The sequence below is a fragment of the Nocardia sp. CA-129566 genome (genome assembly GCF_050956075.1).
Taxonomy (GTDB): domain Bacteria; phylum Actinomycetota; class Actinomycetes; order Mycobacteriales; family Mycobacteriaceae; genus Nocardia.
In genome coordinates this window covers 7,107,289-7,131,829 of the sequence record NZ_CP192085.1, presented here as the reverse complement: position 1 = coordinate 7,131,829, position 24,541 = coordinate 7,107,289, and the positions used below count along the sequence as shown (strand labels likewise).

General features: G+C 65.4%; 22 protein-coding genes. 9 read left to right on the top strand and 13 right to left on the bottom strand.

Annotated features, from left to right (window positions below; all coding sequences use genetic code 11):
• Positions 1 to 25 precede the first annotated feature (25 nt).
• The 3 genes from ACQP0C_RS31490 to ACQP0C_RS31480 are packed head-to-tail and all read right to left on the bottom strand — an operon-like array spanning position 26 to position 2,846.
• Positions 26 to 1,015, bottom strand: a complete 990-nt coding sequence (locus ACQP0C_RS31490) for a tyrosine-type recombinase/integrase (RefSeq protein ID WP_433722439.1) — start codon at positions 1,013 to 1,015, stop codon at positions 26 to 28.
• On the bottom strand, positions 1,015 to 1,944 hold the full coding sequence (locus ACQP0C_RS31485; RefSeq protein ID WP_433722437.1) for a tyrosine-type recombinase/integrase: 930 nt from the start codon (positions 1,942 to 1,944) through the stop codon (positions 1,015 to 1,017). Before ACQP0C_RS31485 ends, ACQP0C_RS31490 begins: the two co-directional genes overlap by 1 nt.
• Positions 1,941 to 2,846 carry a site-specific integrase gene (locus tag ACQP0C_RS31480; RefSeq protein ID WP_433722436.1) on the bottom strand — a complete coding sequence of 302 codons (906 nt, stop codon included), beginning with the start codon at positions 2,844 to 2,846 and terminating at the stop codon, positions 1,941 to 1,943. The genes ACQP0C_RS31485 and ACQP0C_RS31480 overlap by 4 nt, the downstream gene beginning before the upstream one ends.
• Before the next feature lie 170 nt (positions 2,847 to 3,016).
• Between ACQP0C_RS31480 and ACQP0C_RS31475 the strand changes: the two genes are divergently transcribed.
• Both ACQP0C_RS31475 and ACQP0C_RS31470 read left to right on the top strand, forming a co-directional pair.
• Positions 3,017 to 3,628, top strand: coding sequence for a group II intron maturase-specific domain-containing protein (locus ACQP0C_RS31475; protein ID WP_433725845.1), 612 nt, complete (start codon positions 3,017 to 3,019; stop codon positions 3,626 to 3,628).
• Positions 3,629 to 3,645: 17 nt separating this feature from the next.
• A complete protein-coding gene (locus ACQP0C_RS31470) occupies positions 3,646 to 4,002 on the top strand; it encodes a hypothetical protein (protein WP_433725843.1) in 357 nt (118 codons plus the stop codon).
• Between the two features lie 510 nt (positions 4,003 to 4,512).
• On the opposite strand, the gene ACQP0C_RS31465 is transcribed toward ACQP0C_RS31470, so the two are convergent.
• From ACQP0C_RS31465 to ACQP0C_RS31430, 8 genes are all read right to left on the bottom strand, one after another.
• Complete coding sequence (locus ACQP0C_RS31465; RefSeq protein ID WP_433725841.1) at positions 4,513 to 7,815, bottom strand: phage tail protein; 3,303 nt, start codon at positions 7,813 to 7,815, stop codon at positions 4,513 to 4,515.
• Positions 7,816 to 7,841: 26 nt separating this feature from the next.
• Entirely contained in the window at positions 7,842 to 8,555 is a 714-nt protein-coding gene (locus ACQP0C_RS31460) for an eCIS core domain-containing protein (RefSeq protein ID WP_433725839.1), read from the bottom strand.
• Between the two features lie 6 nt (positions 8,556 to 8,561).
• Positions 8,562 to 10,649: a PASTA domain-containing protein gene (locus ACQP0C_RS31455; RefSeq protein WP_433725837.1), complete on the bottom strand. Its 2,088-nt coding sequence runs from the start codon at positions 10,647 to 10,649 to the stop codon at positions 8,562 to 8,564.
• Positions 10,650 to 10,761: 112 nt separating this feature from the next.
• Positions 10,762 to 12,804: an ATP-binding protein gene (locus ACQP0C_RS31450; protein WP_433725835.1), complete on the bottom strand. Its 2,043-nt coding sequence runs from the start codon at positions 12,802 to 12,804 to the stop codon at positions 10,762 to 10,764.
• Positions 12,801 to 13,424, bottom strand: a complete 624-nt coding sequence (locus tag ACQP0C_RS31445; protein WP_433725833.1) for a DUF4255 domain-containing protein — start codon at positions 13,422 to 13,424, stop codon at positions 12,801 to 12,803. The genes ACQP0C_RS31450 and ACQP0C_RS31445 overlap by 4 nt, the downstream gene beginning before the upstream one ends.
• Positions 13,425 to 13,437: 13 nt before the next feature.
• The gene (locus ACQP0C_RS31440; protein ID WP_433725831.1) at positions 13,438 to 14,052 is read right to left on the bottom strand and encodes a response regulator transcription factor; all 615 of its coding nucleotides are present in this window, start codon (positions 14,050 to 14,052) and stop codon (positions 13,438 to 13,440) included.
• Positions 14,053 to 14,286: 234 nt separating this feature from the next.
• Complete coding sequence (locus tag ACQP0C_RS31435) at positions 14,287 to 14,763, bottom strand: hypothetical protein (RefSeq protein WP_433725830.1); 477 nt, start codon at positions 14,761 to 14,763, stop codon at positions 14,287 to 14,289.
• Positions 14,764 to 14,787: 24 nt separating this feature from the next.
• A complete protein-coding gene (locus tag ACQP0C_RS31430) occupies positions 14,788 to 14,985 on the bottom strand; it encodes a hypothetical protein (protein ID WP_433725828.1) in 198 nt (65 codons plus the stop codon).
• On the opposite strand from ACQP0C_RS31430, the gene ACQP0C_RS31425 reads away from it, so the two are divergent.
• From ACQP0C_RS31425 to ACQP0C_RS31395, 7 genes are all read left to right on the top strand, one after another.
• Positions 14,969 to 16,453 (top strand): peptidoglycan DD-metalloendopeptidase family protein, encoded by a 1,485-nt coding sequence (locus ACQP0C_RS31425; protein ID WP_433725826.1) that lies wholly within the window; start codon positions 14,969 to 14,971, stop codon positions 16,451 to 16,453. The genes ACQP0C_RS31430 and ACQP0C_RS31425 overlap by 17 nt on opposite strands.
• Positions 16,450 to 16,959 (top strand): hypothetical protein, encoded by a 510-nt coding sequence (locus ACQP0C_RS31420; protein WP_433725824.1) that lies wholly within the window; start codon positions 16,450 to 16,452, stop codon positions 16,957 to 16,959. Before ACQP0C_RS31425 ends, ACQP0C_RS31420 begins: the two co-directional genes overlap by 4 nt.
• A 10-nt stretch (positions 16,960 to 16,969) precedes the next feature.
• Positions 16,970 to 17,464 carry a hypothetical protein gene (locus tag ACQP0C_RS31415; RefSeq protein WP_433725822.1) on the top strand — a complete coding sequence of 165 codons (495 nt, stop codon included), beginning with the start codon at positions 16,970 to 16,972 and terminating at the stop codon, positions 17,462 to 17,464.
• A 163-nt stretch (positions 17,465 to 17,627) separates the two neighbouring features.
• The gene (locus ACQP0C_RS31410; RefSeq protein WP_433725820.1) at positions 17,628 to 18,875 is read left to right on the top strand and encodes a cytochrome P450; all 1,248 of its coding nucleotides are present in this window, start codon (positions 17,628 to 17,630) and stop codon (positions 18,873 to 18,875) included.
• Positions 18,876 to 18,923: 48 nt separating this feature from the next.
• Entirely contained in the window at positions 18,924 to 19,790 is an 867-nt protein-coding gene (locus ACQP0C_RS31405) for an LLM class F420-dependent oxidoreductase (protein WP_433725818.1), read from the top strand.
• 266 nt (positions 19,791 to 20,056) lie between these two features.
• Complete coding sequence (locus ACQP0C_RS31400) at positions 20,057 to 20,992, top strand: LysR family transcriptional regulator (RefSeq protein WP_433725816.1); 936 nt, start codon at positions 20,057 to 20,059, stop codon at positions 20,990 to 20,992.
• 284 nt (positions 20,993 to 21,276) lie between these two features.
• Positions 21,277 to 21,873: a hypothetical protein gene (locus ACQP0C_RS31395; RefSeq protein ID WP_433725815.1), complete on the top strand. Its 597-nt coding sequence runs from the start codon at positions 21,277 to 21,279 to the stop codon at positions 21,871 to 21,873.
• Positions 21,874 to 21,875: 2 nt separating this feature from the next.
• On the opposite strand, the gene ACQP0C_RS31390 is transcribed toward ACQP0C_RS31395, so the two are convergent.
• Both ACQP0C_RS31390 and ACQP0C_RS31385 read right to left on the bottom strand, forming a co-directional pair.
• Positions 21,876 to 23,576 (bottom strand): hypothetical protein, encoded by a 1,701-nt coding sequence (locus ACQP0C_RS31390; protein ID WP_433725813.1) that lies wholly within the window; start codon positions 23,574 to 23,576, stop codon positions 21,876 to 21,878.
• 201 nt (positions 23,577 to 23,777) lie between these two features.
• Positions 23,778 to 24,179, bottom strand: a complete 402-nt coding sequence (locus tag ACQP0C_RS31385) for a hypothetical protein (RefSeq protein WP_433725811.1) — start codon at positions 24,177 to 24,179, stop codon at positions 23,778 to 23,780.
• Between the last annotated feature and the right edge of the window lie 362 nt (positions 24,180 to 24,541).

Genomic DNA, 24,541 nt, shown 5'->3' with positions numbered 1-24,541 from the left:
GCATAACCCGGCCCTTGTGATCGGGTCAGAGGTTGTCGAGGAATTCGAGCAGGGTGTCGGTGGCGTGGTAGCGGCCGGGGCTGGTGTTGGGTGGTGTGAGGCGGGCGAGGGCTTTCTCCTTGATGGTCATGTCGGCGTGCAGGTAGGTGTGGGTGGATCCGGGGTCTTCGTGGCCGAGCCAAAGCGCGATGACTGAGGTGTCGACCCCGGCGTGCAGCAGCGCCATGGCCGCGGAATGTCGCAGGGTGTGCGGGGTGACGGTCTTGCTGGTCAGGCTTGGGCAGCGGGCTGTGGCGCGGCGGGTGTGTTTGGTGACCAGCTTGGCTACTGCATCTCGCGAAAGCGGTCGGCCCTCGCGGGTGGTGAACAGCGGATCGGTGGGTGCGCCGTGGTGGTCGGCGAGCCAATCGTGCAGGGCGGCGATGGTGTGGCGGGTCAGCGGGGTGGCGCGGTCCTTGCGGCCTTTGCCATGGCAGCGGACATGAGCACCGTGGTTGAGGTGAATGTCGTTGCGTGTCAACCCGATCAGTTCGGAAACGCGTAGCCCGGTCTGGCAGGCCAGCACCAGCAAGGCGTGATCGCGGCGCCCGAGCGAGGTGTTGCGGTCGGGTGCGGCGATCAGGGCGTCGATCTCGTCGGTGGTGAGGTAGCAGAGGATGGGCCGGTCACGACGTTTGGGTGGGATGGCCAGCACTCGGGCGATGTCGGCGGCGTGTTCGGGCGCGTGCAAGGCGGCGTAACGGAATAGCGACCGGATCGCGGCCAGCCGTGTGTTGCGGGTCGCGGTGCTGTTGGACCGCTCCGTTTCGAGATGGGTCAGGAAAGCGGTGACCAGCGTGGCATCGAGCTGGCCCAGGTCCAGGCCGCTGGGTGCGGTTGCTGTTGCGCGGGAAGCGAATTGCAGCAACAGCCGCCATGCGTCGCGGTAGGCGGCGATGGTGTTTGGTCCGGCGCGGCGCTGCCGCAGGAGTTTGTCGGTGAAAAATGCTTGCAGGATCGGAGCCAGCGCGGTCATCACCGTTCATCCCCAACGGTTTCCAGGCGTTGCGCGGCCAGGGTGAGTAGTTCGGGTATCTGCTGCTGATACCAATAGGTCGATTTCGGGTCGACGTGGCCGAGCCAGGTCGACAGGATCGGCAACCGTGCTTGAACGTCGCCGCCGGCGCGGTAGAAACCGATCATCGTGGCGACGGTGAACGTGTGTCTCAGGTCGTGCAGCCGGGGCCGTCGCCCTCCGGGTGGCGCCGTGATGCCGGCTGCGTCGATCAGGCCGGTGAAGGTGCTGGGGATATTGTCGGCATCCAGGCGAGTGCCACGGGTGGACACGAAAAAGCAGGGGCCGGACCGGTTCGGGCACCACCGCTCGCGCTGCTGTCGGTAGTCCCGCAAAGCAATGACGGTGGAGTCGTGCAGGAACAGGCGCCGGGACTTGCCGAACTTGGAATCCAGGATCACCAATGCCGCTCGATCGAGGTCGACGTGTTCGTCGTCGAGGCGGCAGGCTTCGCGTTTGCGCATGCCGGTCACCGCGAGCAGGCCGATCAGTGTCTGCCAGGTCGCCGCGCGCAGCGGTGGCCGCAACTGCCCGGCGGCGTCGATGAGGGCTGCGATCTCAGCGGGTGAATACAGATACGGTGCAATCCGGCATTTGTGGTGCGGCAGAGCATCTTCGGGTGGGACCTCGCTGTCTGGGTCGAGGGTCTGGTAGTGGCGGGCGAAGATCCGCACCGTCATCAACCGGCGTGCCAGGTAGGCGTCGTGGCAGCTGCCGCTGCCGGTCGTGGTCGCCCATTCCAGCGCCAGCTCGCTGGTGATGCGATCACTTCCGGCCGACTCGCAGTAGCCGATGAACGACATCAATTGCACCGCTTGAGTTGTCAGCTTGAACCCCAGCGCCCGTCGCATGGCTAGATAGTCCTCGGCGGCTCGGCGCAACACGCTCATGACCGCACCTGGATCGGCCAGGGCTGCGCCAGCGGGCGCAGCGCATTCTCGTCGACCTTCGCGTAAATCGCCGTGGACAGGTCACTTCGGTGCCGCAGAACCTGCCCGACTTCCGGCAGCGACGCTCCCGCCCGGAGCATGTCGCTGGCCAGCGAATGACGCAGACGGTGCGCACCCACCCGCGCCATGCCCGCGTGCGCGCAGGCACGACCCATGATCGCCCGCACCGCCGCCGCGTTCAACGGCCGATAGGGTCTGCGGATCGTGCAAAACACCGTCGCCACCGCGCAGGCCGGTCGGCCGTCGGTCAGATACGCCACGATCGCCTCACCGACATCGACCGGCAAAGGCAGCCGGTCGATCCGGTTGCCCTTGCCACGGATGGTGACTTCTCCACTGCGCCAGTCGATATCGTCCAACTCCAAACCGGCGGCCTCGACCCCACGCAACCCCAACCGGGCCAGCATCGTCAAGATTGCGCGATCGCGTCGGCCCACCACCGTCGCCCGGTCACATCCGTCCAGCAACCGCGCCACCACCGGCGCGTCCAGACCGCGCGGCAGCGACGCCAACCGCCAGCCCGCCACCCCCGGAACCGCGCCCACCAGCGGCGCCGGGATCCGTCCGGACACGTGCAGGAACCGCAGCAGAGCGCGCAGCGAGGTCACCATCGCCTTCGCCGACCAGGTGTTGCAGTCGCGGCAATAATCGACCATAAATGTGGTGATCCGACCCGAATCCAGCTGCCGCACAGCAGCATCCACTGGCCCAGGCAAACCGGCCAGGAACTTACCCGCCTGAGTCCCATAACAACGGACCGACTCCCGCGACAGCCCCCGGTCCACCGCCAGCCACGAACGGAACTCCGCTACCAGCACATCCACCGACATCTCGGCACCCATGTGATCTCTCCCGTCTCGAGTGGTTGTCCTCCTCCAACCACTCGAAACCCGCCACCATCACGATCACAAGGCCCAGATTATGCCGACCAACCAGCCCCACCACCTCGCCTATCCAGCACCCTCACGCCACGGTCGGCATAACCCACCGGTCCCCATAAGCCGACGACTTCGTGGTCCTGATAAACGGGACAGAGCACCACGCCCACGAGATCAGGACCGAGGTCGCCGAGCTACTACGGCCGATGGGATTATCGCTGTCACCGGAGAAAACCCGTGTCGTGCACATGGATTCGGGGTTCGACTTCCTTGGCTGGCGCATCCAGCGCCGGAAGAAGGCGGGCACGAACCGCACGATGATCTACACATACCCCTCGAAGAAGTCGCTGCACTCGATCGTCGGGAAGGTCAGATTCATCACCCGCAGGCAAGGGTCACCCTACAAGACGCTCGAGGCGCTCCTCCAACACCTGAACACTGTCGTTCGGGGCTGGTGTCTCTATTTCCGACACGGGGTCTCCAAAGCCACCTTCAGCTACCTGGCCTACTACACGTGGTGGGCCGTGGCCCGATGGCTCAAGAAACGACACCCGCGCCTGGGTTGGCGAAAGATCAAACGCCGGTTCCTCACCGAGAAACCGGATCAACGCCCAGAAGAGAATGGGACCGTGCTCTATAACCCCAGCGATATCGCCATCGAGCGATACCGATACCGGGGCAACACGATTCCGACACCGTGGAGTGCCCGCGCCGAGCAACTCGAACAAGCAGCCACACCAGCATGATGTCCATGGAGAGCCGGATGCGGGGAAACTCGCACGTCCGGTTCGGAGGGCGGTCCTGGGAAACGGACCCGAGGCAACCCGGGCACCGCGCCCAGGGCCGACCCTACATCCGCAGCCGCGCACAGCGTCTCGGCTACGACCTCGCCAAGATCGTGACGTTCAGCGCACGAACCGTCGACCCAGAGGGACGGCTGGTGAACGTGGTCCAAGCGCTCGATGTCGACACGGTGATTGCGCCCAGCCTCGAACACTTCGACGGCCGAGTGCCCGAACGGCTCGTACGAGGGTGCGAGCTGAACACCGTGAACCCCGAGGCGACATATGCGCCGCACGCCCCGTTCCAGTTCGTCGACGCGGACGGCGACGGTGCATAACCCCTGCCAAAGCAACGACGCTTGAAGGGAGGTAACCAAAGATGGTGGCACGAGTGGAGGAACCAGGGCCTGACGACAACAACCACGACAACTGGCGATAACTGCCGCCGAGTCACACGTTGCAGCTCTGAAGAACAGAAGCGGCCCGGCCCTCACACACGAGGGTCGGCCGCTTTGGAATCCCTGATGGAGAAATACAAGTCAAGATCATCAGAGCCGTCCTCGCGGCGTGCGCTATCACCGTATCGATGTTCGGTGCGATCTCCCCGCCAGCCGACGCGACACCGGTCAACGGGTCAACGGTCGGTGTCTGCTCGGGCACGTCGACCCCAACAACGACAACAGCGCGTGCAAAGGCGGCGACTCCGCGAACTGGCCGGAGTCGGAGGCGAATCCGGACGGAAGCCCGAAACGGTTGTGTTCCCGGCTCAACAACGGTCTTGCGCAACGAGACTCGGCCCTTGTCGAGGCTCACGTTGGGGAAGTCAGGGCCGCCGAAGCGGCATCCGGTCATGCAATGCCACCGGCTGCCTTGATTTCCTTGTACAAAGTGATTGCGGCGTTCACCAGGCCTCCTTGCGACGACTGACAGCTCGCACAGTGGGGATAGGTGCGCGTCGCAATGTTGGCGTCATAGATACCAGCCTTGATCAGCAGATCTTTCGGGATTTCTTGTAGCAGCCTCGACGGTGGTATGTGATCTACTGTCCAATTCCCGGAGACGCGGGGAACCGGATTAGCACAGTGATGACAGATGACACCACCATGCATGGTGGCGAGGTTCTGCATCGCCCGTCTCTCACGCCGGTGCGGCGGATTGCTTCCGACCACATCTTGCTGACTGATCTCGGTCTCCTCGTCGGAATCCGAAATACGTAGCATTCGTTGCTGAGTCAGCGCGATCAAGGCCGGTCCAGCATGTGGCCCCGGTCTGAAGATCGGGTTATCGAGGCGCTTGATCAACTCGGCGATCTTCATTGACACAGGGTCCGCAAGTGTAACCACTTGTCCGGTTGCCGTCGGTGTGCTCTGCGACCGCTGCAGCCATGTGAACCGTTCGCGCGTGACAGCGGGTCCATGCACCGTCGGACTGTTCGCACCGACGATATGTACGGTCTCCGAAGTGGCGGTCCGCGAATCGATGGCGAGATCCAATGTCTTTACCTGCCGAGTCTTCTTTATAGCCGCCAACCGCGAGCGAATGGACTTTTCGTCGGCACCCTTCCCATGCAGGACTGCTTGGCCCTCTGCCATCGCCGCGTCCAATGCAGACTTCCGTTCCTCAGCCGATCGTGGATCCGACGCCTTCGAACCTTTCAGCTTCCCGAGGAACTGCTTGCCATACTTCACCGCGCCAGCAACGAGCTTGTCGACCACCGATCCGACCGGCTTCTGCACCGTCTCCAGGATCTTCTTGATCTTGTCGGCGATGCCGCCGAGGCCGAGCAGGCTGGCCAGGCCGCTGATGAGCATGGGGACGGTCTTGGAGAGGGTGCCTTCGATCAAGGCGGCTACCTTGCCGACGCCGCCGGAGGCGATGGATTCGACCGAATCCAGTACCGAGTCGACGAATTCCTTGAGGCGCTCGGCGTTGTCGACGAACCACATGACCGCGTCGTAGATCATCTTGCAGGCCTTGATGAAGGCGGCCGCGGGGTTGAGCAGTGAGATCAGCCAGGTGATTCCGGCGGTGATCACCTTGGTGATCACGAACTCTCGAATCTGGCCCATTACTTGCTCTTTGAGGTCGGTGATCTTCTGTGCGATCCACTTCCACAGTCCCGGAATGCCTTCGGTGACGATCGCCTTGACGAAATCGACGGCGCCCTCGATCTTCTGCATGGCGGGCTCGCCGACGACCTTCACGATGCGTGCGCGAATCGAGTTCCAGGTCAGGCCGAGCAAGGAAAGCAGCAGCGTAATAATGCCTTTGAGGTCGAACTTGGCCGGGATCTCGATGCCGGCCTCGGCGAGGGCACCGAACAGCCAGCCCTGCAAACCTTTCTTCAGGTGCGTTCCGATATTCGACATGAAGTTGCTGATCCCGGCCTTGACCGCGTTGACGAAGTTGCCGAGGAAGGCGATCGGATCCTTGATGATCTTCTCGACCGCACCCGCCGCCCGTGCCAGCACGCCGAGCAGCATGTCCTTCAGCTTCTTGATGGTCTCGATCGCGCCGCCGACCGCATCGATGGTCTTGCCGACCAACCCCTTGTTCTCGTCCTGGAGTTTCTTGATCTCCTCGTCGATCCCGTCGCGAGCCTCGGCGTAGCGGGTTGCCAGGTCGTCCACCAGCGACTGCTGCTTCTCGTCGACGGATTTCTCCAATTCGTCGAACTGCGAACCGATTTCGCCGACCGCCCGGCCCGCGAGCTTCTGCAGATTCGTCGGCTGCTCGGCGACGAACTTCTGGACCTGGGTGCGCCCCTGCGCGATCCGATCCTTGGCCCGGCCGAGTTCGGTGCCGACGGTGTCGGCGATATCGGCGATGACCGCCGACATCCTGGTCTCGTAGAGCTTCTTGGATTCCAGAAAGAGGTTGTTCGCCTCCGCGGGCATATCGAGGAGCAGATCCTTCACCCACAAGGTCGGTCCGAGCGGACCGCCGTAGCGGCGCAGCTTGTACTGCCACATCCGCTCCTTGTGGTCGGCGGTGAACGCCTCCTTGGCCTGTCGCTCGCCGTCCTCGAACTTTTTGGCCACCAAGCCGTCCAGGTCGGCGAGAATCTTCTCCACCTCGGTCTTGGTGGCGTCGAAGATCTTCTTGATCTCCCCGGTGATGCGCGCGCGTTCGGCTTCGTCCTCGGCCTTGGTGGCATCCTTGCCCGCCCCTGCGGCATGCAGCGTGGCGGCCTTGGCCGAACCCATCGCGGCCAGACCGCCTTTCGCGCTGGCACCCGCCTGATCCTTGGCCGCGGCGAGGGTCGCGGCTTCCTGCTGCCGGAATTGCGCGGGTGCGGTGGCGTCGTGGGCCCGCAAGTCCTGTTTGGCGGCGAGTGCGCCGGTGAGTTCGGGCTCATTGGATTTGGCGAGTTGTTCGTCGGTGACCCCGGCCTCGGCCATTTTCGCATCGGTTTCGCAGCTGCCCGCGCCGAGCCGGACCTGTTCGGCGGGTGCGGGTTTCGGTGCCGCCGCCGCGGGATCGGGTGCGACAGGCTGGCGGGTCGGCGGCGCGGCGGGCATCGCTGTGACCGGTTTGTCCTTGGCGATCGAGGTATCCGGCGTCGCCTTGGTGGTGTCGGCGACATTCTTCGCCGCGGCTTCCTTGCCCGCGCCGACCTTGCCGAGCACCTCGTTCTTGACCTGGTCGGCCTTGCCCGAGGCCGCGAATTTATCGGCCTCGTCCAGGTTCTTGGGCGCCTTGGCCGCGATGGCGGCCTTGACCGCGGCGATGAATCCGGCCTTGTCGAAACCGGCGGGTTTCGCCGCCGCCATGGTGGCGGTGTGTGCGGCCTCGGCCTGTGCCTGCTTATCGTCGGCCGGTGCCGTCGCGGCGTCCTGTGCCGCCTTGACCTCTTTTGCTGGGGCCGGATGTGCCTTAGCCGCAGCCGATTCCGCCGCGATGTGATCGACCGCCGCGGCGAATTTCGGATCCTGTCGTGGTGTCGTCGGTGTCGGAGCGACCGTGGGCGCAAGACATGCCGACGCGCCTTCGCCCGCGCTGAGCCGCTGGGCGAACAGGGCAGCGACGGCGCCGTTGCCTGCGGTGGCCTGTAGCCGCTGCATCGCGTTCGCGGTGCCGACCGACCGCACCGGAGTCGCCGGATTATGCGGGGGACGAGGCGGTTTCGGCTTGCGGGCGGGCTCGGGCATGATCTGACTCCGATCGAATCACCGGCCTACGCCGACTCCTGTTCCTCATCACTCTCGGCGCGCTGGACATACGTCTGCGCCGTCGGCTCCTCGTCCTCCTGTTCGGCGGGCGCTTCGGTCCGCTGGACTTGCGCGGATTCATCGGCACAGCGCTGCACCGCAGGCGCTGCCGATGGCGCGGACATGACCCGGTCGGCATTGGCGACGGCCTCGCGTTCGAATCGGTCCGACGGATCGCTGACCTTCACGCCGCCACCGGCGTCGGTGCCGTCGACCGGCCCGCTGCGCTGCTGCACCACGTGGGTGAGTTCATGGGCGAGGGTGTGCCGTCCGGCGGCCGAGGACGGATCGTAGGTGTCGCGCTGGAAGACGATATTGGACCCCACCGTGTAGGCGTGGGCATTGACGGATTTGGCCGACTGATGCGCGTGGTCGTCGGTATGCACCCGCACATCGCCGAAATCCTGACCGAATCGGGACTCCATATCGGTGCGCACCTCCGGCTCGAGCGGGGCGCCGCCGCCGGATCCGATGACACCGTGCACCGGCGACTGGTCCTCGAACAACGTTGTGGTACCGGCGTTTCCGGCAGTGCGCTGCAATCCCAGCAGTCCGCTCGGTGATACCGCCTCCAGGCGTCCCGACAGCGCCGCGCGCAGTTGCGCCGCGGTCGGGTCCTCGACGCGGCTCGACTTGGGGCGAACCGTTTCCTCGGCGGTCTCATGGTCGTGTGCGCGCATGATTCCTCACTTCACGTGTCGATCTTTGTCGGCTGTGTTATCCGTCGCGGCGTCGTTCCTGGATTGCGGTAGCACGCAGACGTGGTCGTCTTTCACCGCTTCCCGCCACACATAGCCCGAGATGCAGGTATCCGGACCGAAGGTGTGATCGGTGGTGCTGACCCGCGACGGCGCTTGACTGTTCTCGGTCTTGGTGCGGTCCGCGATCGTCTGGGTGACACATACGTGGTCTCCAGGGGTGGCGAGCCGGAAGACGAAGTTCGCCTTGCACGGCGGCCCCTGTGAGACGGTCACGGTGACCACGGTGCCCTTGGCGACCTCGGTCTGGGCGGCGGGGTCGGTCGATATCACGGCGCCATCGGCGATCTTGGCGTCGGGCCGTTCGACCACCTTGGTCTTCAGCCCGGCGGCGGTCAATGTGGACAGCGCGTCCGCCTGCGGCTTCTTGGTCACATCGGGGACCGGAATGGGCGCCGGACCGGTCGAAACGCTGACCTTGACCGTGGCTCCCTTGTCCGCCTTGGATTTCGCGGCGGGATCGGTGGCGATCACCTTGCCCGACGCGACGGTGGCGTTGGACTGTTCGACGAACTCGGGGGTCAAACCCGCGGCCTGGATCTTCTCGGTCGCTTCGGCTTTCGACTTTCCGACCACATCGGGTACCTCGATCTGTTCCTTGCCGCCGGTGTCACCCGTCCCGCCTTTCCCGCCGGTGGGCGGCGGTGTAGTCGGCGTGGGACCCGTCGACACCTGGATCACCACCTCGGTGCCGCTCTCCTTTTTCTGCCCGGCAGCCGGATTACTGGAGATCACCAATCCCTTTGCGATGGCCTGATTCGCCACGGGGAATGGCCGCGGCTTGAATTGCGCCGCTGTCAGCGCGGCCTCGGCATCGGCCTGCTTCAATCCCTCGACATTCGGCACCTCGATCAGGCATCCGCCGTCGCACGGCCCGATCGAGACGAACAACTGGACCGGCTCACCGTGTTTCAACTCGGCACCCGCATCCGGTTTCGATTCGATCACCTGACCCAGCGGCACCGTCGGATCGGTCCGCTGCACAATGACCGGTCGATATCCCGCGTTCTGCAGAGTCTGCTCGGCGGCGAGCTGGATCATGCCGGTGGTCCCCGGCACTGTGTCCTTGTGGTCGGGCCATATTGCGATCACAGCAATCGTCAGGGCGAGCAGTACGGCCGCCGCGGTCGGCACCCACCACGGCAAGATCGGAACCTGATTCCGCACACCGTTGAGCCCGATCGGGGGAGCGCCGTCGGCCGGGCTCACCTGGGCGGTGAAGGCGTGGGATTCGGTGCGGCCGAACCATTTGCGCGATCCACCGACGAGCACCGGCGTCTCGGCGCTCGCACCCGGTGGCAGGGTGGCGATGGCCTGGGGCGGTTGGAAGGTGAGCGCACCGGCCCGATCGGCGAGCACCACCTGTACACCGAGCGGCACATTGCCGAGATTCGTGGTCACCACGGTGTGCCGCGCGGGTTTGCGCCCGCGACTGGTTTCCGGTTGCAACGCCGCCTTCAACTCGGTGAACGAACCGATGCTCACCGTGCCGGAGACCTTGTCCTCGACCCTGGCGTTCACCCGGGACCGCGCGCCGAGGACGAACGGCGCCCGCCCGGCCTCGACTGCGGCATCGCGCGGCGGCGCGAACCGGAGCACGGCGGTGACCTTGGCGTCCGGAAATACGCTGAGCACAGCGGGTTCCAGATGCGCGAACGGCCGCAGCGGACCGGCGACACCCAGTTCGAATTCCTCCACCCGCGTCCCGGTGTTGTGCACGGTCACCGTGCTGACCACGGCCGCGCCCGGATCGACACTCAACTCGGTCGGCTCCATGGTCACCCGCACCCCGAACCGCTGCGGGCTCGACGGCGTCGCCGGACCGCTCGGTTGTGCGGGCGGTCCGGGCAAGACCCCGGCCGTCTGCGCCCCGACCCGCGTTCGGTTCGGCGGCTGGTGCGCCGCCGGATCCGAGAACGCCGATGTCGCCCAGCCCAGGTACGTGCGGCACTGCGGATTCACGCAGAATTCGGCATTCTCGGAGTTGGGCTGTCCGCAGTTCGAACATTCGCGCACGGCCTATCTCCTTCCGTCACGTGAATCGAGTATGCGTGGGGGCGCACCCGCGAACAGTTGACCGGCGTGACGGCGAAAGGGCAGCCAATGCTGCCCTTTCGGGCAATCGGCACTAGCGCAGCGCTTGGTGGTATTCGCCGAATTCCGTTGCGAGGGTTAGCCTTCCGAGCTTGCGATACTCCCGGTGCACACCGGCGACGAGGTCGGCGGTGCGCAGTTCCCGTCCGGCGTCCGCGGCCAGATAGGCGGCGGTGACGACCGCGGAGCGGATATTGCCGCCGGACAATTCGAAACCGCGGGCGCAGAAATCCAGGTCCAGATCGGCGGCCCGGGGAATCCGGGTGCCGATGCATCGCTCCCACAGGCTGCGTCGCGCGCTCTCATCGGGCAGCGTGTAGTTCACCACGACATCCAGCCGCCGGGTGAACGCGTCGTCCAGATTCGCCCGCAGATTCGTCGCGAGAATGGCGAGTCCGTCGAAGGATTCCATGCGCTGCAGCAGATAGGCGCTTTCGATATTCGCATAGCGGTCGTGGGAGTCGCGGACCTCGGTGCGACGGCCGAACAGGGCGTCGGCCTCGTCGAACAGCAGCACCGCGTTCACACCCGCCGCCGCGACGAAGATGCGCTCGAGGTTCTTCTCGGTCTCACCGATGTATTTGTCGACGACCGTCGCGAGATTCACGGTATAGAGGTCGAGTCCGAGATCCGCGGCGATCACCTCCGCCGACATCGTTTTGCCGGTGCCGGAGTCGCCCGCGAACAGCGCGGTGACACCCCGGCCGCGCCCGCCGCCCGGTCGCATCCGCCACTCGTCGAGTACGAGCGCGCGCTGCCGGGCGCGCAAGGCCACCTCGCGCAGTTGGTCGAGTACCGGCCCGGGCAGCACCAGATCCGGCCAGCCGACGCCCGGCTCGATCCGGCGGGCCAACCGCTCGAGGCCGGCTCCGTTCTGCGCGCGGGCGCCCCGGCGCAGATCCGCCGCCGTGACCGGCCGCCCGGACAGTTCGGCAAACGCCGCGGCCGCCGCGGCGGCCCGCGCGACCTGTTCGGGGGTGAGTACGAATTGCATGGTCGCGGCCGCCGGGTCGAGTCCGTCGGGCAGCCGGTCATCGAGGGTGCTGCGCCACATTCGGGTGCGGTCCTCGGCATCGGGCGGCTCGATATCGAAGGTCAGCGGCTGACGGGTCACCCATTCCGGATCCCACACCGCCGCGCCCACCAATACGACGCAGGTCGGCGCCTCTGCGATCGCCCGGATGAGTTCGGGTCGTTCGGCGAGGACATCGATACCGGCCGCGATCAGCACCGCTGCGGTCAGTCTGGCCTCCAGGACCGCCGCGGACAGCAACTCCGAATGTTCGGCGACCCGGTGCAGATCGATGATCAGTGCGGCGCGGCCGTGGTGTCGCGCGGCGGCGACAGCGGCGGCGACACCGCCCCCACCGGGACGTTCGCGCAGATAGAGCAGCGGTGTCCGGGTGCGCAGCGCCGCGACCAGGCGCGAATCCGCGGTATCGGGGCACGGCGGCGGTGCTGCGATCGCTCGGCGGAGTTCGGGTTCCGGTGTGTCGTCGCCGAGGAGGTACCCGACCACCCGGTCCGGTACCCGCAACGTCCGCGACAGCAATGGCCGGTCCGCGTCGTCGACCACGACCAGACCTCCGTGCACCAGCGCACCGGTCGCGGCGAATCTGGCGCGCCCTTCGGCCGCGCCGGCGGGTACACCGCAGAGCGAAAGGGCAAGGCCCACAGTCGCTCTGCGTCGGGTCACGTCATCATTGAGATAGCCGTAGAGCCATTCGAATCTGGCATCCACATCGGGAGCGAGCGCGACGAGCAGGATTTCGGTATCGAGGGCATCGAGTCCGAACGCGACGACCACCTGCGCGAGCCGCACGTCCTCGCCCTCGGCGCGCGCCGCCGCGGCCGCGGTCTCGGCGTCGGCGATTCGCTGTGATTCGGGTTGATCCGGTCCGACCGGCTCGTAGTGGGTCCGCAGCAGGCGCTCGACCGCGTCATCGGAGAGATACAGACCGCGAAAGGGGTCGTCCGGCTGCGGGTCGCCGATGCGACGCTGTGCCACCGCGCGGCGCACCCTGGCCTCGACAATTCCCAAGCGGGCGAGCAGATATCGCAGACCCGACGCGGTCACCGTGGCACCGCCCCTCGGGCGCGGCGTGGCGAATCCACGGTCGCGCCGTCGCGGTCCTGCATGCCGACGGTGACGCCGTCGGTGGCGGGCGGCGCGGCGGGCAGCCGTCGGCCGCCGTCCGCGGGTGCGGTGACGACCAGATCCAGTGAGGGCTTCAACTCCCCGCCGAGCGCCGACCAGACGTCGGCGAAGGAGCGGTCCTCCGGCGGTGGCAACGCGATATTCAATGCCACCGGCAATCCGATATCGGCCAGCGTCCCGGTCAGCGAGTCGGTGGGAATCCGGTCGTGGCGCAGGAAGCACCACAGCAGCGCCGAGAGCAGTCGGTGCTCATCCTCTGGGCGCTGGGTCCACGCCGTGATCAGATAGGAGAGTTTGAAATACCGGGGACCCTGATGCCGGTTCACCACGACGCCGTGATCGTCGTACTCGTTGATCAGGCCGCGCTGTCGCCGCCGCAGATCCTCGCGGATGTCATAGAGAAACATATTGACCGTCGGCGAATTGCGCCGTGCGGCCCAGTCTTTGGTCGGCGCGTCGAATACCACATCGACCTCGTTGCGATCGACGGCGTCGGCTCCGATCAGCATCCGCAGCGCCTCGTCCACCTCGACGAACATCGTGCCACCAGCCTTAGATCAGGCCCTGGCGCAGCGCGTAGGCCACGGCATGGGACCGGTTGCGCAACTGCAGGCGGCTGGTGATGTCGTGCAGCGCGTTCTTGATCGTGCGCTGCGAGTAGCACAGCTTGGCGGCGATCTCGGCCGTGTCATCGCCCTCGGCGACCAGGCGCAGAATCTCGATCTCCCGGTGCGATAAGCCGGTCAGGCTGAGCCCGCGCGGGTGCAGCACCTGGCGCTGCAATCGGCCGACCTGATCGAGCAACCGGCCGAGCAGATCGGGTGGCACCGTGCCTTCGCCGCGTGCCGCGGCACATGCCGCACGGGCCAGGCGCTCGGCCGATGCGTCCTGTCGGCGTACCAGTCCGGCGATCCCGGCTTCGACCGCCGCCGCCAACCCCTTTTCGTCGAAATCGGACGCCACCAGTACCGGACGGCAGCTGCCGCGTTGCAGTCGGCGCAGCGTCTGCAGGGTGGACTCGTCCACCGTATCCGCGACAACCAGGGCGACCACGGCCCGTGCCGGATCGTCGGCGACGAGTACCTCCGTCCGCGTCCGCAATTGGGCAATGAGACCGGCACGCGAGATCGGATCGCGCGCGTCGACGTAGACAGCGGTTCTGTCCATCGGAGCACACCTCTCGAAATGACTGGGCTTCGAGCGCTCTCGATGCCTGGAACTCGAGCATCCGCGGACTTCTAACCGTGCACTCATCAAGAACTAAACGTGCAGGTCGTTGCCCATTCGGGCACGGTATTCGAGGGCATCGGCGCAGGTCGGGGGCGGTGGGATCGGCCGCGCCGGCAGTCGGGGCCGTCGCATGGTGTCGGATCGGGCAGGTGCGCCAGCACGGACGCGCGGTCACTCTGATGTCCATTCCGCATTCGATAGCGCGGGGGACACCTGGATGAGACCGATTCGACATAACCGCGAGCCGCACCGCCGACCGGCGTGGCTCCTCGTCGTGGCGGCCACGACGGTCGTGGTCGCCATGATGGCGGCTGCGGGTCTGCTGTCCGGGAATCGGATCGGGTACGCCGGTGCCGCACCGGTCGGTACCACACCGCCCAGCGCGCCTCCGGTCACTGTGGTACCGGAAACCACTGTGGTACCGGAAACCACTGTGCCGCCGGTTGTTCCGTCGTCCGCCGGTAAGACCAGGCAGGTCGAACCGTCGACCGAGGAATCCACCGGGCCGACGGCCACAGCGCCGACCAGCACGACCACCGCACCGTCGAGAACGACGGCTGCCGCCACAACGCCATCGTCGTCGCAGACATCGTCCACCACCGCGACCAGCACACAGCAGACGACAACGACCACGACGTGCGTCAGCACGACCGGACCGCCCACGACGACCGGTCAGCCATGCGAAACCAAGGCATCGGCGTGCCCGACCACGCCGCCGCCGAGCGCCACCACCTCCGCCGCCCCGTGTGTGGACGGCCCATCGGCCGGTGCCTCCTCGACGACGTCCACCGTGGTGACCGCGACGGAGTCGGTTTCGACGACGACCACCACCACCACCACCGTCGACCGCCCGGTGGCAAAGGAGGCCATCGACCCGCAGATCCCGCCACCGCCGCCCAACCAGCCCGCACCCGAACGCACGGTCCCGGATGATCTGTCCCAATCGTCACCGTGTGCGGTGATCACCGGCCCGATGGCCAAGGGCCAGTACACGGTTTCGTCGCCGTTCGGTCCGCGCGGTGGTGAATTCCACCGCGGCATCGATCTGGCCGCGCCGGAAGGCACCCCGATCTACGCGGCGCTGGACGGGAAGGTGGTGGCGTCCGGACCGGCGACCGGATTCGGCAACTGGATCGTCATCGATTCGACGACAGCGACCGGTCAGGTCTCGACCGTCTACGGACACATGTACGACAACGGTCTGCACGTCCACACGGGCGACCTCGTCAAGTCGGGCCAGCACATCGCCGATGTCGGCAGCAATGGCCAAGCCTCCGGCCCGCATTTGCATTTCGAGCTGTACCAGGGTCTGCGGCTGGGTAATGGCAAGGCCGTCGATCCCGCGCCGATGCTCGACCAGGCCGCCCCCGCGGCGTCGCAGTCGGCGTTGAAGATAGCCCATGCGATCGCCGACTGTGCCGTGCGTCCCGGTTCCGGCCTCGCCCCCGGCAAGGTCCCACAGGAATTCGTGCCGTGGCTGCTCAAGGGTGCCGCCGAATGCCCCAACAGCGGCATCACCGCGCCGCTGCTGGCCGGACAGCTCAAGGCGGAGAACAACTTCAACTTCGGTGCGAACGCCCCGGTGTCGTCCACCGGTGCCAGGGGCCCCGCCCAGTTCATGCCGGGCACCTGGGAGACCTGGAAGGTCGACGCCGACAACAACGGTGTCGCCGATATCAACAGCATTGCCGATTCCGTTGTGGCACAGGCGCATTTCATGTGCAAGAACTGGCAGGACACCTCGGCCGGGGTGAACAGTGGCTCGCTGCACGGCGATGCGGTCGACCTCGCGCTGGCCGCGTACAACGCGGGTTTCGGTGCGGTCCAAGCCGCGGGCGGCATGCCCTCCGGTGGCGATTACACCACCCAGACCCGGCCGTACGTGCGCACCATCCGGGAGCTCGAACGCCAATTCGCGGCGACCGACTTCACCTCGATGAATACCGCGGATCAGCAGACCGACCTGGCGGCCAAGGCGGTGCAGGCGGCCAAGCAGTATCTCGGCACCGCGTACGCCTGGGGCGGCGGAAACACCAAGGGCCCCACCCGCGGTGGCTTCGACGCGCCCGGGCTGGCGAGCTACGTGACCTACGTCGCGACCAGCGGCGCCACCACGCTGGCGCGCACCGTCCAGCAGCAATGGGCCCAGGGCCACGAAATCGCCGTCGACCAGGCCAAGGCGGGCGATCTCGTATTCAGCGATTGGAATTCGAACGGAACACCGCGCCATGTCGGCATCGCGATCGGCGGCGGACGGATGGTGCACGCGTCGAGCACCGACGGCACGGTTGTCGAGGCCGCCATCGGCGCGGATGCCAAGGTACGGAGCGTGTCATGAGTATTCGCCGAATCCTGTTCGCCCTGCTGATCGCGGCCCTCGGTATCGTGGCGATCAGCGGATGCGGTGCGACGGTGCCCGGTCTGGCACTGCCGGCCCCGCTCGGTGCCGCCGATACCGCGGACCCGAATGCGGTGCTGCGTGACGGCTTTTCGACAATGTTCGGCTGGCGGCCGCAGACCGACAGTTCACCCGATGACGCCTACGCCCGTGCCCGTCCATATCTCACCGACCAGCTCGGCGCCCGCGCCCGCGACGCCACCTCGGGCGGGTCGAAGACCCAGTGGAAGGCATGGGCCGAGGCCAAGGCGAAGGTCAGGGTCACCGTGCAGATCACGACCGATGAGCATCCGCCGGATCAATCCGCCCGCATCGATCGCGTGCTGCTGATCGGCCAGGCGATTACCGACGCCGCGGCGAAATCCATAGAGAACATCGAAATCACGGTCTGGGCAACAGTAGTGCGGACCGAACAAGGCTGGCGCATCCATGAGATGCGCTTCTGAGGAGGCTGCCATGTCCATTCTGCGCTACGCATTCATGGTGCTCGCATCCCTGGCCGCGACACTGTGCGTCGCCTGTTCCTCGACCCAGACCGGGCACGATGTCGAACCCGCCGACAAGGCGGCGATCGAAACGATCACCTCCGGACTGCAGACCATGTTCACCTGGCACCCGGGCCCGGATACCAGCAGACGCGACGCCTTTCGACGCGCGGCGCCCTGGCTCTCGGACAATTTCGCGGGGACCGCGACCACCACATCCGAACGCGGACCCGGTGTGCAATGGGACGAGTGGGCGCGCATGCACGCAACCGTGGAAGCCACCGTGCTGATCCTCGGCACCGAGCACGGTGCGGACACCGACCAGCGGATCGACCGGCTCGCGATGATCACCCAGGATGTCAAGGCGCCCAACGGGACCGTCATCGACTCCATCGACCTCACCGCCAAGGTGACCCTGCGACGCTCGGACGGCGGCTGGCGCATCGACTCGATCGAATTCGTCTGAGGGTCAGAGCTACCGCATCGCCGGGCTTTCGAACGAATTCAGCGGTGCCGACGCCCTGCGGATGGGGCACGCGGGCCGAGGGTTTCGATATTCGGGGTGCACGCGCTGTGCCGGGTGCATAGGCTCACGAGGCTAATTGTTCGAAACGCCTGGAGTTTTCTCGATGACGATGCCGTCACCAGCGCACAGTCGCGCTCCGCTCACCTCGCCGATCGACACGGATGGACCCCGGGTGTCGCTGTACACGCCGGAGTTCGCGGCGGATCCGCACCGGGCGTATGGGGAGATGCGGCAGCGCTATGGGGCGCTGGTGCCGGTGGACCTGGCGCCGGGGGTGCCCGCGACGCTGGTGGTCGGCTATTACACGGCGTTGCGGATTTTCAATGATCCGGACCACTTTCCGGCGGATCCGCGCGCATGGCAGAAGAATGTGCCTGCGGAGTGTCCGGTATTGCCGATGATGCAGTGGCGGCCGAATGCGCTGCGCAATGCCGGTGACGCGCATGCCAGATATCGGCAGACCAATCTCGCGGGTCTGGAGAAGGTCGATCAGTACGGCCTGCACGATACGGTGGCCAGGCTGGCGGTGCCGCTGATCAATGAGTTCTGTGCCAACGGGTCCGCGGATCTGGTGCGCCAGTACGCATTTCCGCTCGCCTTCGCGGTGTTGAACGCCATGCTCGGGTGTCCCGCCGAGATCGCGCAGCAGGCCGCGACCGGGATGGCGGCGATCTTCGAGGGTGTCGACGCCGAACATGGCAATCAGTTGCTCGTCGACGCGATGTTGGAGTTGACCCAGCTCAAGAGGGTCGAGCCGGGCGACGACATCACCACACGGATGCTGCGACATCCGGCGGGGCTGAGCGATAACGAGATGGTGCACCAGTTGGGCACGCTGTACGGCGCGGGCATCGAGCCGCAGCAGAATCTGATCGTCAATACCCTGCTGTTGATCCTGACCGATGAGCGCTTCGGCGGCAGTGTGCTGGGCGGCACCCTATCCACCCGGGACGCGCTCGACGAGGTGTTGTTCAACGATCCGCCGATGGCGAATTTCTGTATCACCTTCCCGCGCCAGCCCATCCTGATCGACGATGTCTGGCTACCCGCGCACCAGCCCGTCGTCATCAGCATTGCCGCCTGCAATACCGATCCGGCGATTACCGGGAACCAGTACGCGGGCAATCGAGCCCATTTGGCCTTTGGCGCCGGACCGCATGTGTGTCCCGCGAATTCCATCGCGTATCTGATCGCCCAGGACGCCATCGACCAACTGCTCGACGCATTGCCCGAGATCCGCCTCGCGGTCCCGCCCGATGAACTGACCTGGCGACCGGGCCCGTTCCACCGGGCATTGACCGCGCTACCGATCGTTTTTCCCAAATCGCCGCCACTGCCGCAACCGTCCTAGGACCGACCGTGCCTCCCCGGCGCGCGCTGGTCGTGCCACGCTCGGCCTATGCGACTGAGTATTTCCCTCGCCGACTTCACCTGGCCGGATTCACCTGATGCGATCGGCCCGCGGGTCGACCGGATCGTGCGCGCCGCCGATCAGGCCGGGCTCGACTCGGTATTCGTCATGGATCACCTGTTCCAGATCGGTCCGAACGGCCCGGCCGAACACGACATGCTCGAGGCCTACGCCGCACTCGGCTATATCGCGGCTCGGACCGAACGAATTCGGTTCGGCGCCCTGGTCACCGCCGTCAGCTACCGGGATCCGGGTCTGCTGGTCAAGAGCGTCACGACCCTCGATGTGCTCTCCGGCGGTCGCGCCTGGCTCGGCATCGGCGCGGCATGGTATGCCGAGGAATCCGCGGGGCTCGGCCTGTTCTTTCCGCCGCGATCCGAGCGGTACGAACGACTGGAGGAGACCCTGCGGATCGCGAAGCAGATGTGGGCGGGTTCGGAAAAGCCGTTCCACGGAAAGCATTACACGCTCGAACGACCGCTGAACGTGCCCAATGCGCTGACCCGCCCGCATCCGCCGATCATGATCGGCGGCCAGGGCGAGCGCAAAACGCTGCGCCTGGTCGCGCAGTACGCCGACGCCTGCAATCTCTTCGGTCCATCCGCAGAGGTGGTCGCGGCCAAACTCGCCATCCTGCGAGGACATTGTGAGGCCGTCGGCCGACCGTACGAGGACATCGAGAAAACGATGGTCGCGTACTACTACCCGGATAAACCGATTGCGGAGCAAGCGGATTCGTTCGCCCAATTCGCCGAAGTCGGCATCCAGCACGTCGTACTCGGCCGCTCCGGCCCGTTCATGGACGAGGACATCGAGAAGATCTCCGAATTGGTGCGCGCGGTCAGCGACCTCTGACCCTCCGGACCCCGAAGCACCGACCGCAGCTCACCGATGTCCGGATGTCGAGCAGCGCCGCCGCCCGGCCGATCAGCGGTGCTGGCCATGACTTCGAGGCGGGCGAAGCGGTGGATGGTCGGGCACCGCATAGCACATCCGCGATCGCCACCAGGAGCAGTTCACTCGGCGGCAATGGTTGCGGTGATATCCGTGCGATCGCGGTTCATCCTCGGTTATCCGGCTCCGCTAGCGTTTTCGGGTACGCGGGATAAGGAGCCGGGCGCATGGAGTTCCGACATCTGGTTTCATTCATCACCATTGCCGAAGAGCTGCATTTCGGCCGTGCGGCGCAGCGCCTGCATCTCACGCAGCCCAGTCTCAGTGCCCAGCTGCAGAAGCTGGAGAAGTCGCTCGGCGTGCAACTGGTCGCGCGCAACTCCCATGAGGTCAAGCTGACCCCGGCGGGCCGGGAATTCGAGAGTCAGGCCCGCATCATCGTGGCCCAGATGGACCGGGCCGCCCAGGTCGCCAAGGCGACCGCCGAGGGGCGCGCGGGCACCCTCAATATCGGCTACAACCTTCCGGCCAGCAGACATGTCCTGCCGGACGCGCTCACGAGGATGACCGAACGGCATCCGGATATCGTGGTGTCGCTGTGGGAGAAGCGCACCGGCCCGCAGCTGGCTGCGCTGTCGGACGGCTCGCTCGATGTGGCGCTGGTCTACGGACATCCCAGCACCCCCGATTTCCGATATCGGCGACTGCTGCACCGGATTCCGCTGGTGGCGGTGGTCGGGCGCAGACATCGGTGGGCCGATCGCCCCGGGGTGCCCTTCGCCGAATTGGCAGGGCAGGAGTGTGTGCTGTTCGCTCGCGAACAGTGTCCGGCCATGTACGACGCCATCTTTCGGGCCGCCGCGGACACCAGGATCGCGCTGGCCGTCGCGCATACCGCCGATGATCCCGGCGCGACCGCACATACGGTCTCGGTGCGACCACTCGTCGGATTCGCCTCGCTGCCGCGCGCCATCTCGATGGGTATGGGTGCGCCGGAAAGCAGTTCGGTGGTGGCGGTCAAACTGTTCGATCCGGTGCCGACATTGGATCTGTACGCGGTGTGGCGTGCCGACGAGTCGAACCCGGCGGTCCCGTTCTTCCTGAACTGCATCGATTCCGCCGAACCGGCCCACCTGGATATTGCCGGCGCGCTATCGGCCTGAATCCTTCGATAGGCCATGGCCCGCCGTTTCATGGTCCGGCGCAGCAGCTTTCGGCGCGTCTCGGGACGGGCGGATGCCGGAATCCTTCCCGTAGACTCGTTGCCGGACTGGTATGAACCCGTAGCTGGCCACCAACTCTTCACCCAGGAGATTGCCCAGATGTCGCTGGATCCCAATGCCTCCGAGATCGCGCCCGATACCGCAGGCGCCGCGGCGGCTTCCCCACGGATGCCGGAACCCGGGCGCTCCCCGCAGCCGGTGCCGCCTATCGAAACGGAGGGGCTATGGACGCGTGGGGACGATTCGGACTTGGGACAGTTTTACGCTGGCCACTCCTGACGCCACAGTCACCCGCCATTGTCGCGGGACTCCAACCGAATGAGACCGTTCGGATCGTCGAACAAGACGATCTCGCGGCGATGTCGGATTACCTGGACAAAGAAATCGAGACCGCATGGCAGCGCAAGGCGGCTTTCGAGTCCAGGGCCTTCCCTCTGGTCACCATGAACGTCGGCCTGCTGACGATCTATCTGACCTTGATGAAGGTGCTCGACCTGAAGATCGTGACATCCGGGTTCTGGCCGACCATCTGCGCGGTGGGAGTTGTTGTCGCGGCGGCGGTTTCGATTCTCTGCGCCGCCTTCATCGCGATGCCCGCAAACTATCCGGGCTACACTCCGGTGGGCTTTCTCAAGCTCTACCGGGAAGTTCTGAACAACAAGCAGGCCAGTCATCCCCAGCGGGTGGTCGAGGCCAAGATCAAGACCTACGACATCATCTGCGCCGTGAATCAGAAGCGGGCGAAAATGGTGTTCACCTCATTCATTTCCATGTCCGTCCTGGCCTGCCTGTTGATAATTTCCGCGATCGTCGCCCTCTAGGCTCAGCCGGCGGAAAAGCTCATTGCCGACTTCCAATGCCAATGTCGGCGCGCGTAGTCGTGATTGTCGCTGTGTCGATTCCATCGGCCGGTGCGGTACGGCTCCAGTGCCGAGGGAAACCAGCCCTGGTTGACATCGCTCTGCGCATAGTCATCGTACTGCGTGCTGCAGACCGCCTGTCCGGGTATGTGCACGACCAGTGGCAGCAGACTCGTGGTATCCAATCGTCCGTCGATGGTCACCGCGGTCGAGTCGAAAGCAATCGTTGCCAACACACTTGGTTCGCGCTTATCGCGCAGCTTCCGGTCGATGGCCTCACTGACCCAGACGTACTTGGGCATCTGGGTGTAACCCAGGGCCCGCGCCAGTGCCTTCTCGCCGTTCAGCCGTCGGGCGATGCTCTCCTTGAACTCCGTGCCCGCGGTGATGTAGGTGCGTATCGCGAGCTCTCCGATGCGCTCACCGGAAATCTGATCGACAAAGGACTGCAGCCGTTCGCGATACAGGTTCGCATGGCCCGCCAGACGTCTGGGCAGCCGCCAGCTTGCCAAGGCCCCGAGCCGGTCCTCGGCGACGACCTTCAGCCAATCGGCGGCGGCCTGTTCGGCGGCGGTGCCGGAAAGCCAAATGGACCGCGGCAGCGGAACTACCACCGATGCCTGCCTGGATTTGTCGGGGTGGACGAATTCGTTGACCAACTCCTCGAGCATGACCACCTGGTAGGGCCCGGTCTGGTCGTCGCACACGATCAGCGCCACGACATCGGATGTCGCGTCGTCGAGGGCGTATTCCTCGCCGGACTTCGGTCGCTGCTGTGTCGGATCGAGATCCTGTCGGCGCAGGTAGCCGACGGCGACCTGGGCATGGGCGACGCCGCTGCGTTCCTCCGGTGCGCGCAGCAGAATCACCGGCAGCGCCGAATTGAGGTATCGGCATACGCACGTACCGAGATTCTCGCCGACCCAAAGGCGTTGCAGCGCAATGGCTACGCCTGCCCTCCTGACCCGGTTCGGATCGGTTTGGAGGCGGTTCGCTTCGGCTTCGAGCTGCCGCGTTTCGGCGGTGAAGCTCAGCCGATGACTCCAGTTCAGATTGATGCGTTTGCACAGTGAGTCGGCGTCCAGCACTTCGGGCGGGAGATCGACCGCGCGCAGCGTGGCGGTCAGCATATTTCGGTTGAGTCCCTGCGATGGATACGAGCGACTGAATGCCGCGGTCTTGTCGCTGATGCCATGGAACTGTGCCGATGCGCGCCGCGGGACGGCCCCACGCAGCACCGCCGAGTAGTGGCAGACCCACGCCGTAATGTGCGCGCAGGTCATCAGGTGTCCGTCCTGCTCCATGAACGGGACGCCGACCACCCGTTTGGCGACACCGAAGATCTGGACATCCTCGCCGACCGCGGTGCGGACCTTGTCGGCGAGCGTCCGGTCTCCCGCGATCTCGGCGACGGTGAGTTCCGAGGAGACCATCGACCGGCCGATCTTGCCGGGAAACTGCGGTCGCAGAACGGCGTATCCGTAGTAGATCGAACCCCGGCGCGCGACGAAGTCGCGCAGATGTGAGTTGCTTTTCGGTATCCGGCCGTTGAAGAAATGTACCCGTGCGGTGTCCGAGGAGCGCGAGCCGAAACGCGCATCGTGTACCTTGCTGAACTCGCTCCGGAAATCCAGGTCGAAGTATTCGTTTTCGACAATGACCACGTTCGATTTCGTGCAGAACACCTCTAGCAGTGTTCGCGCCGGTTGATCGTTCCCCTTGTACGCAGAGCCCGGTCTGAGCTGTAGCTGCTCCAGCAAATGATCGACCGGATCGCGGCACAGTTCATATATTTGCCCGAACGCGCACTCGTTGAGCTGCGTAACGTTCTCGCACAAGAATTTCCACCCCTGAGTAAATCTTGGTCAATAATCCGTTTCCGCATCATTGTCGACGGAAACCGGTGCGTGTGTGCCGATCGGCGAGTTCTGCTGGATCTCGGAGGTTCGGCGATAGGCTTCGTACACCCGGTCCAATACATTCTGGCCGAATTGCCGAACGACGCGCTCCTGGCGTCCCGCGGTCAATTGCATGGGAGTCATCGGCTTGTATCGGGTGTAGAACAGGTCGCTGTATTTCGGCAGCCGACCATCGGGCCCGAGGTTCATATGGATCTCTTCTTCTGCTGAGGCCTCCGATGAGCTCTCGGATGGATTTCCCTGGCGACCGTTCATGCCGCCCCCCTGGATCGAATAGCTACGAGCAATTTTGAAAGCATTTCGTTTCTCCTTACCTGACAGTGTAAATCGGGACACGTCGGCGTGCAAGGCGAAACATGCCTTCTAGCTGGACTTTTGCTCCCATCGCGCTCCTCCGTCCGGTGGCATCTCCTGCTGTATGTTCGATCCCGAACCGGTCCTGGACGGGGCCGTACTGATTACGCAGGCGAGTTGCTCGGGCCGCCTCGGAGGTACTCGGCTCGCAACGATGTCGCGGACCGAAAGCAGACCAAATGTTCTCTTTGCGGAGGGTGTGGGAGGCGTCACGACAATCTGCTCGTGCCGTAACCGGTGGGCTCCTGACGTTGCCGCCGAGCATGGGAGGGGAAACCCCGAATGCCGTCATGGACTACGAGTTTGCGCCGCCGCGCGCATATTCGTGGTCGTATCGACGAACAATTCCGCAAGTT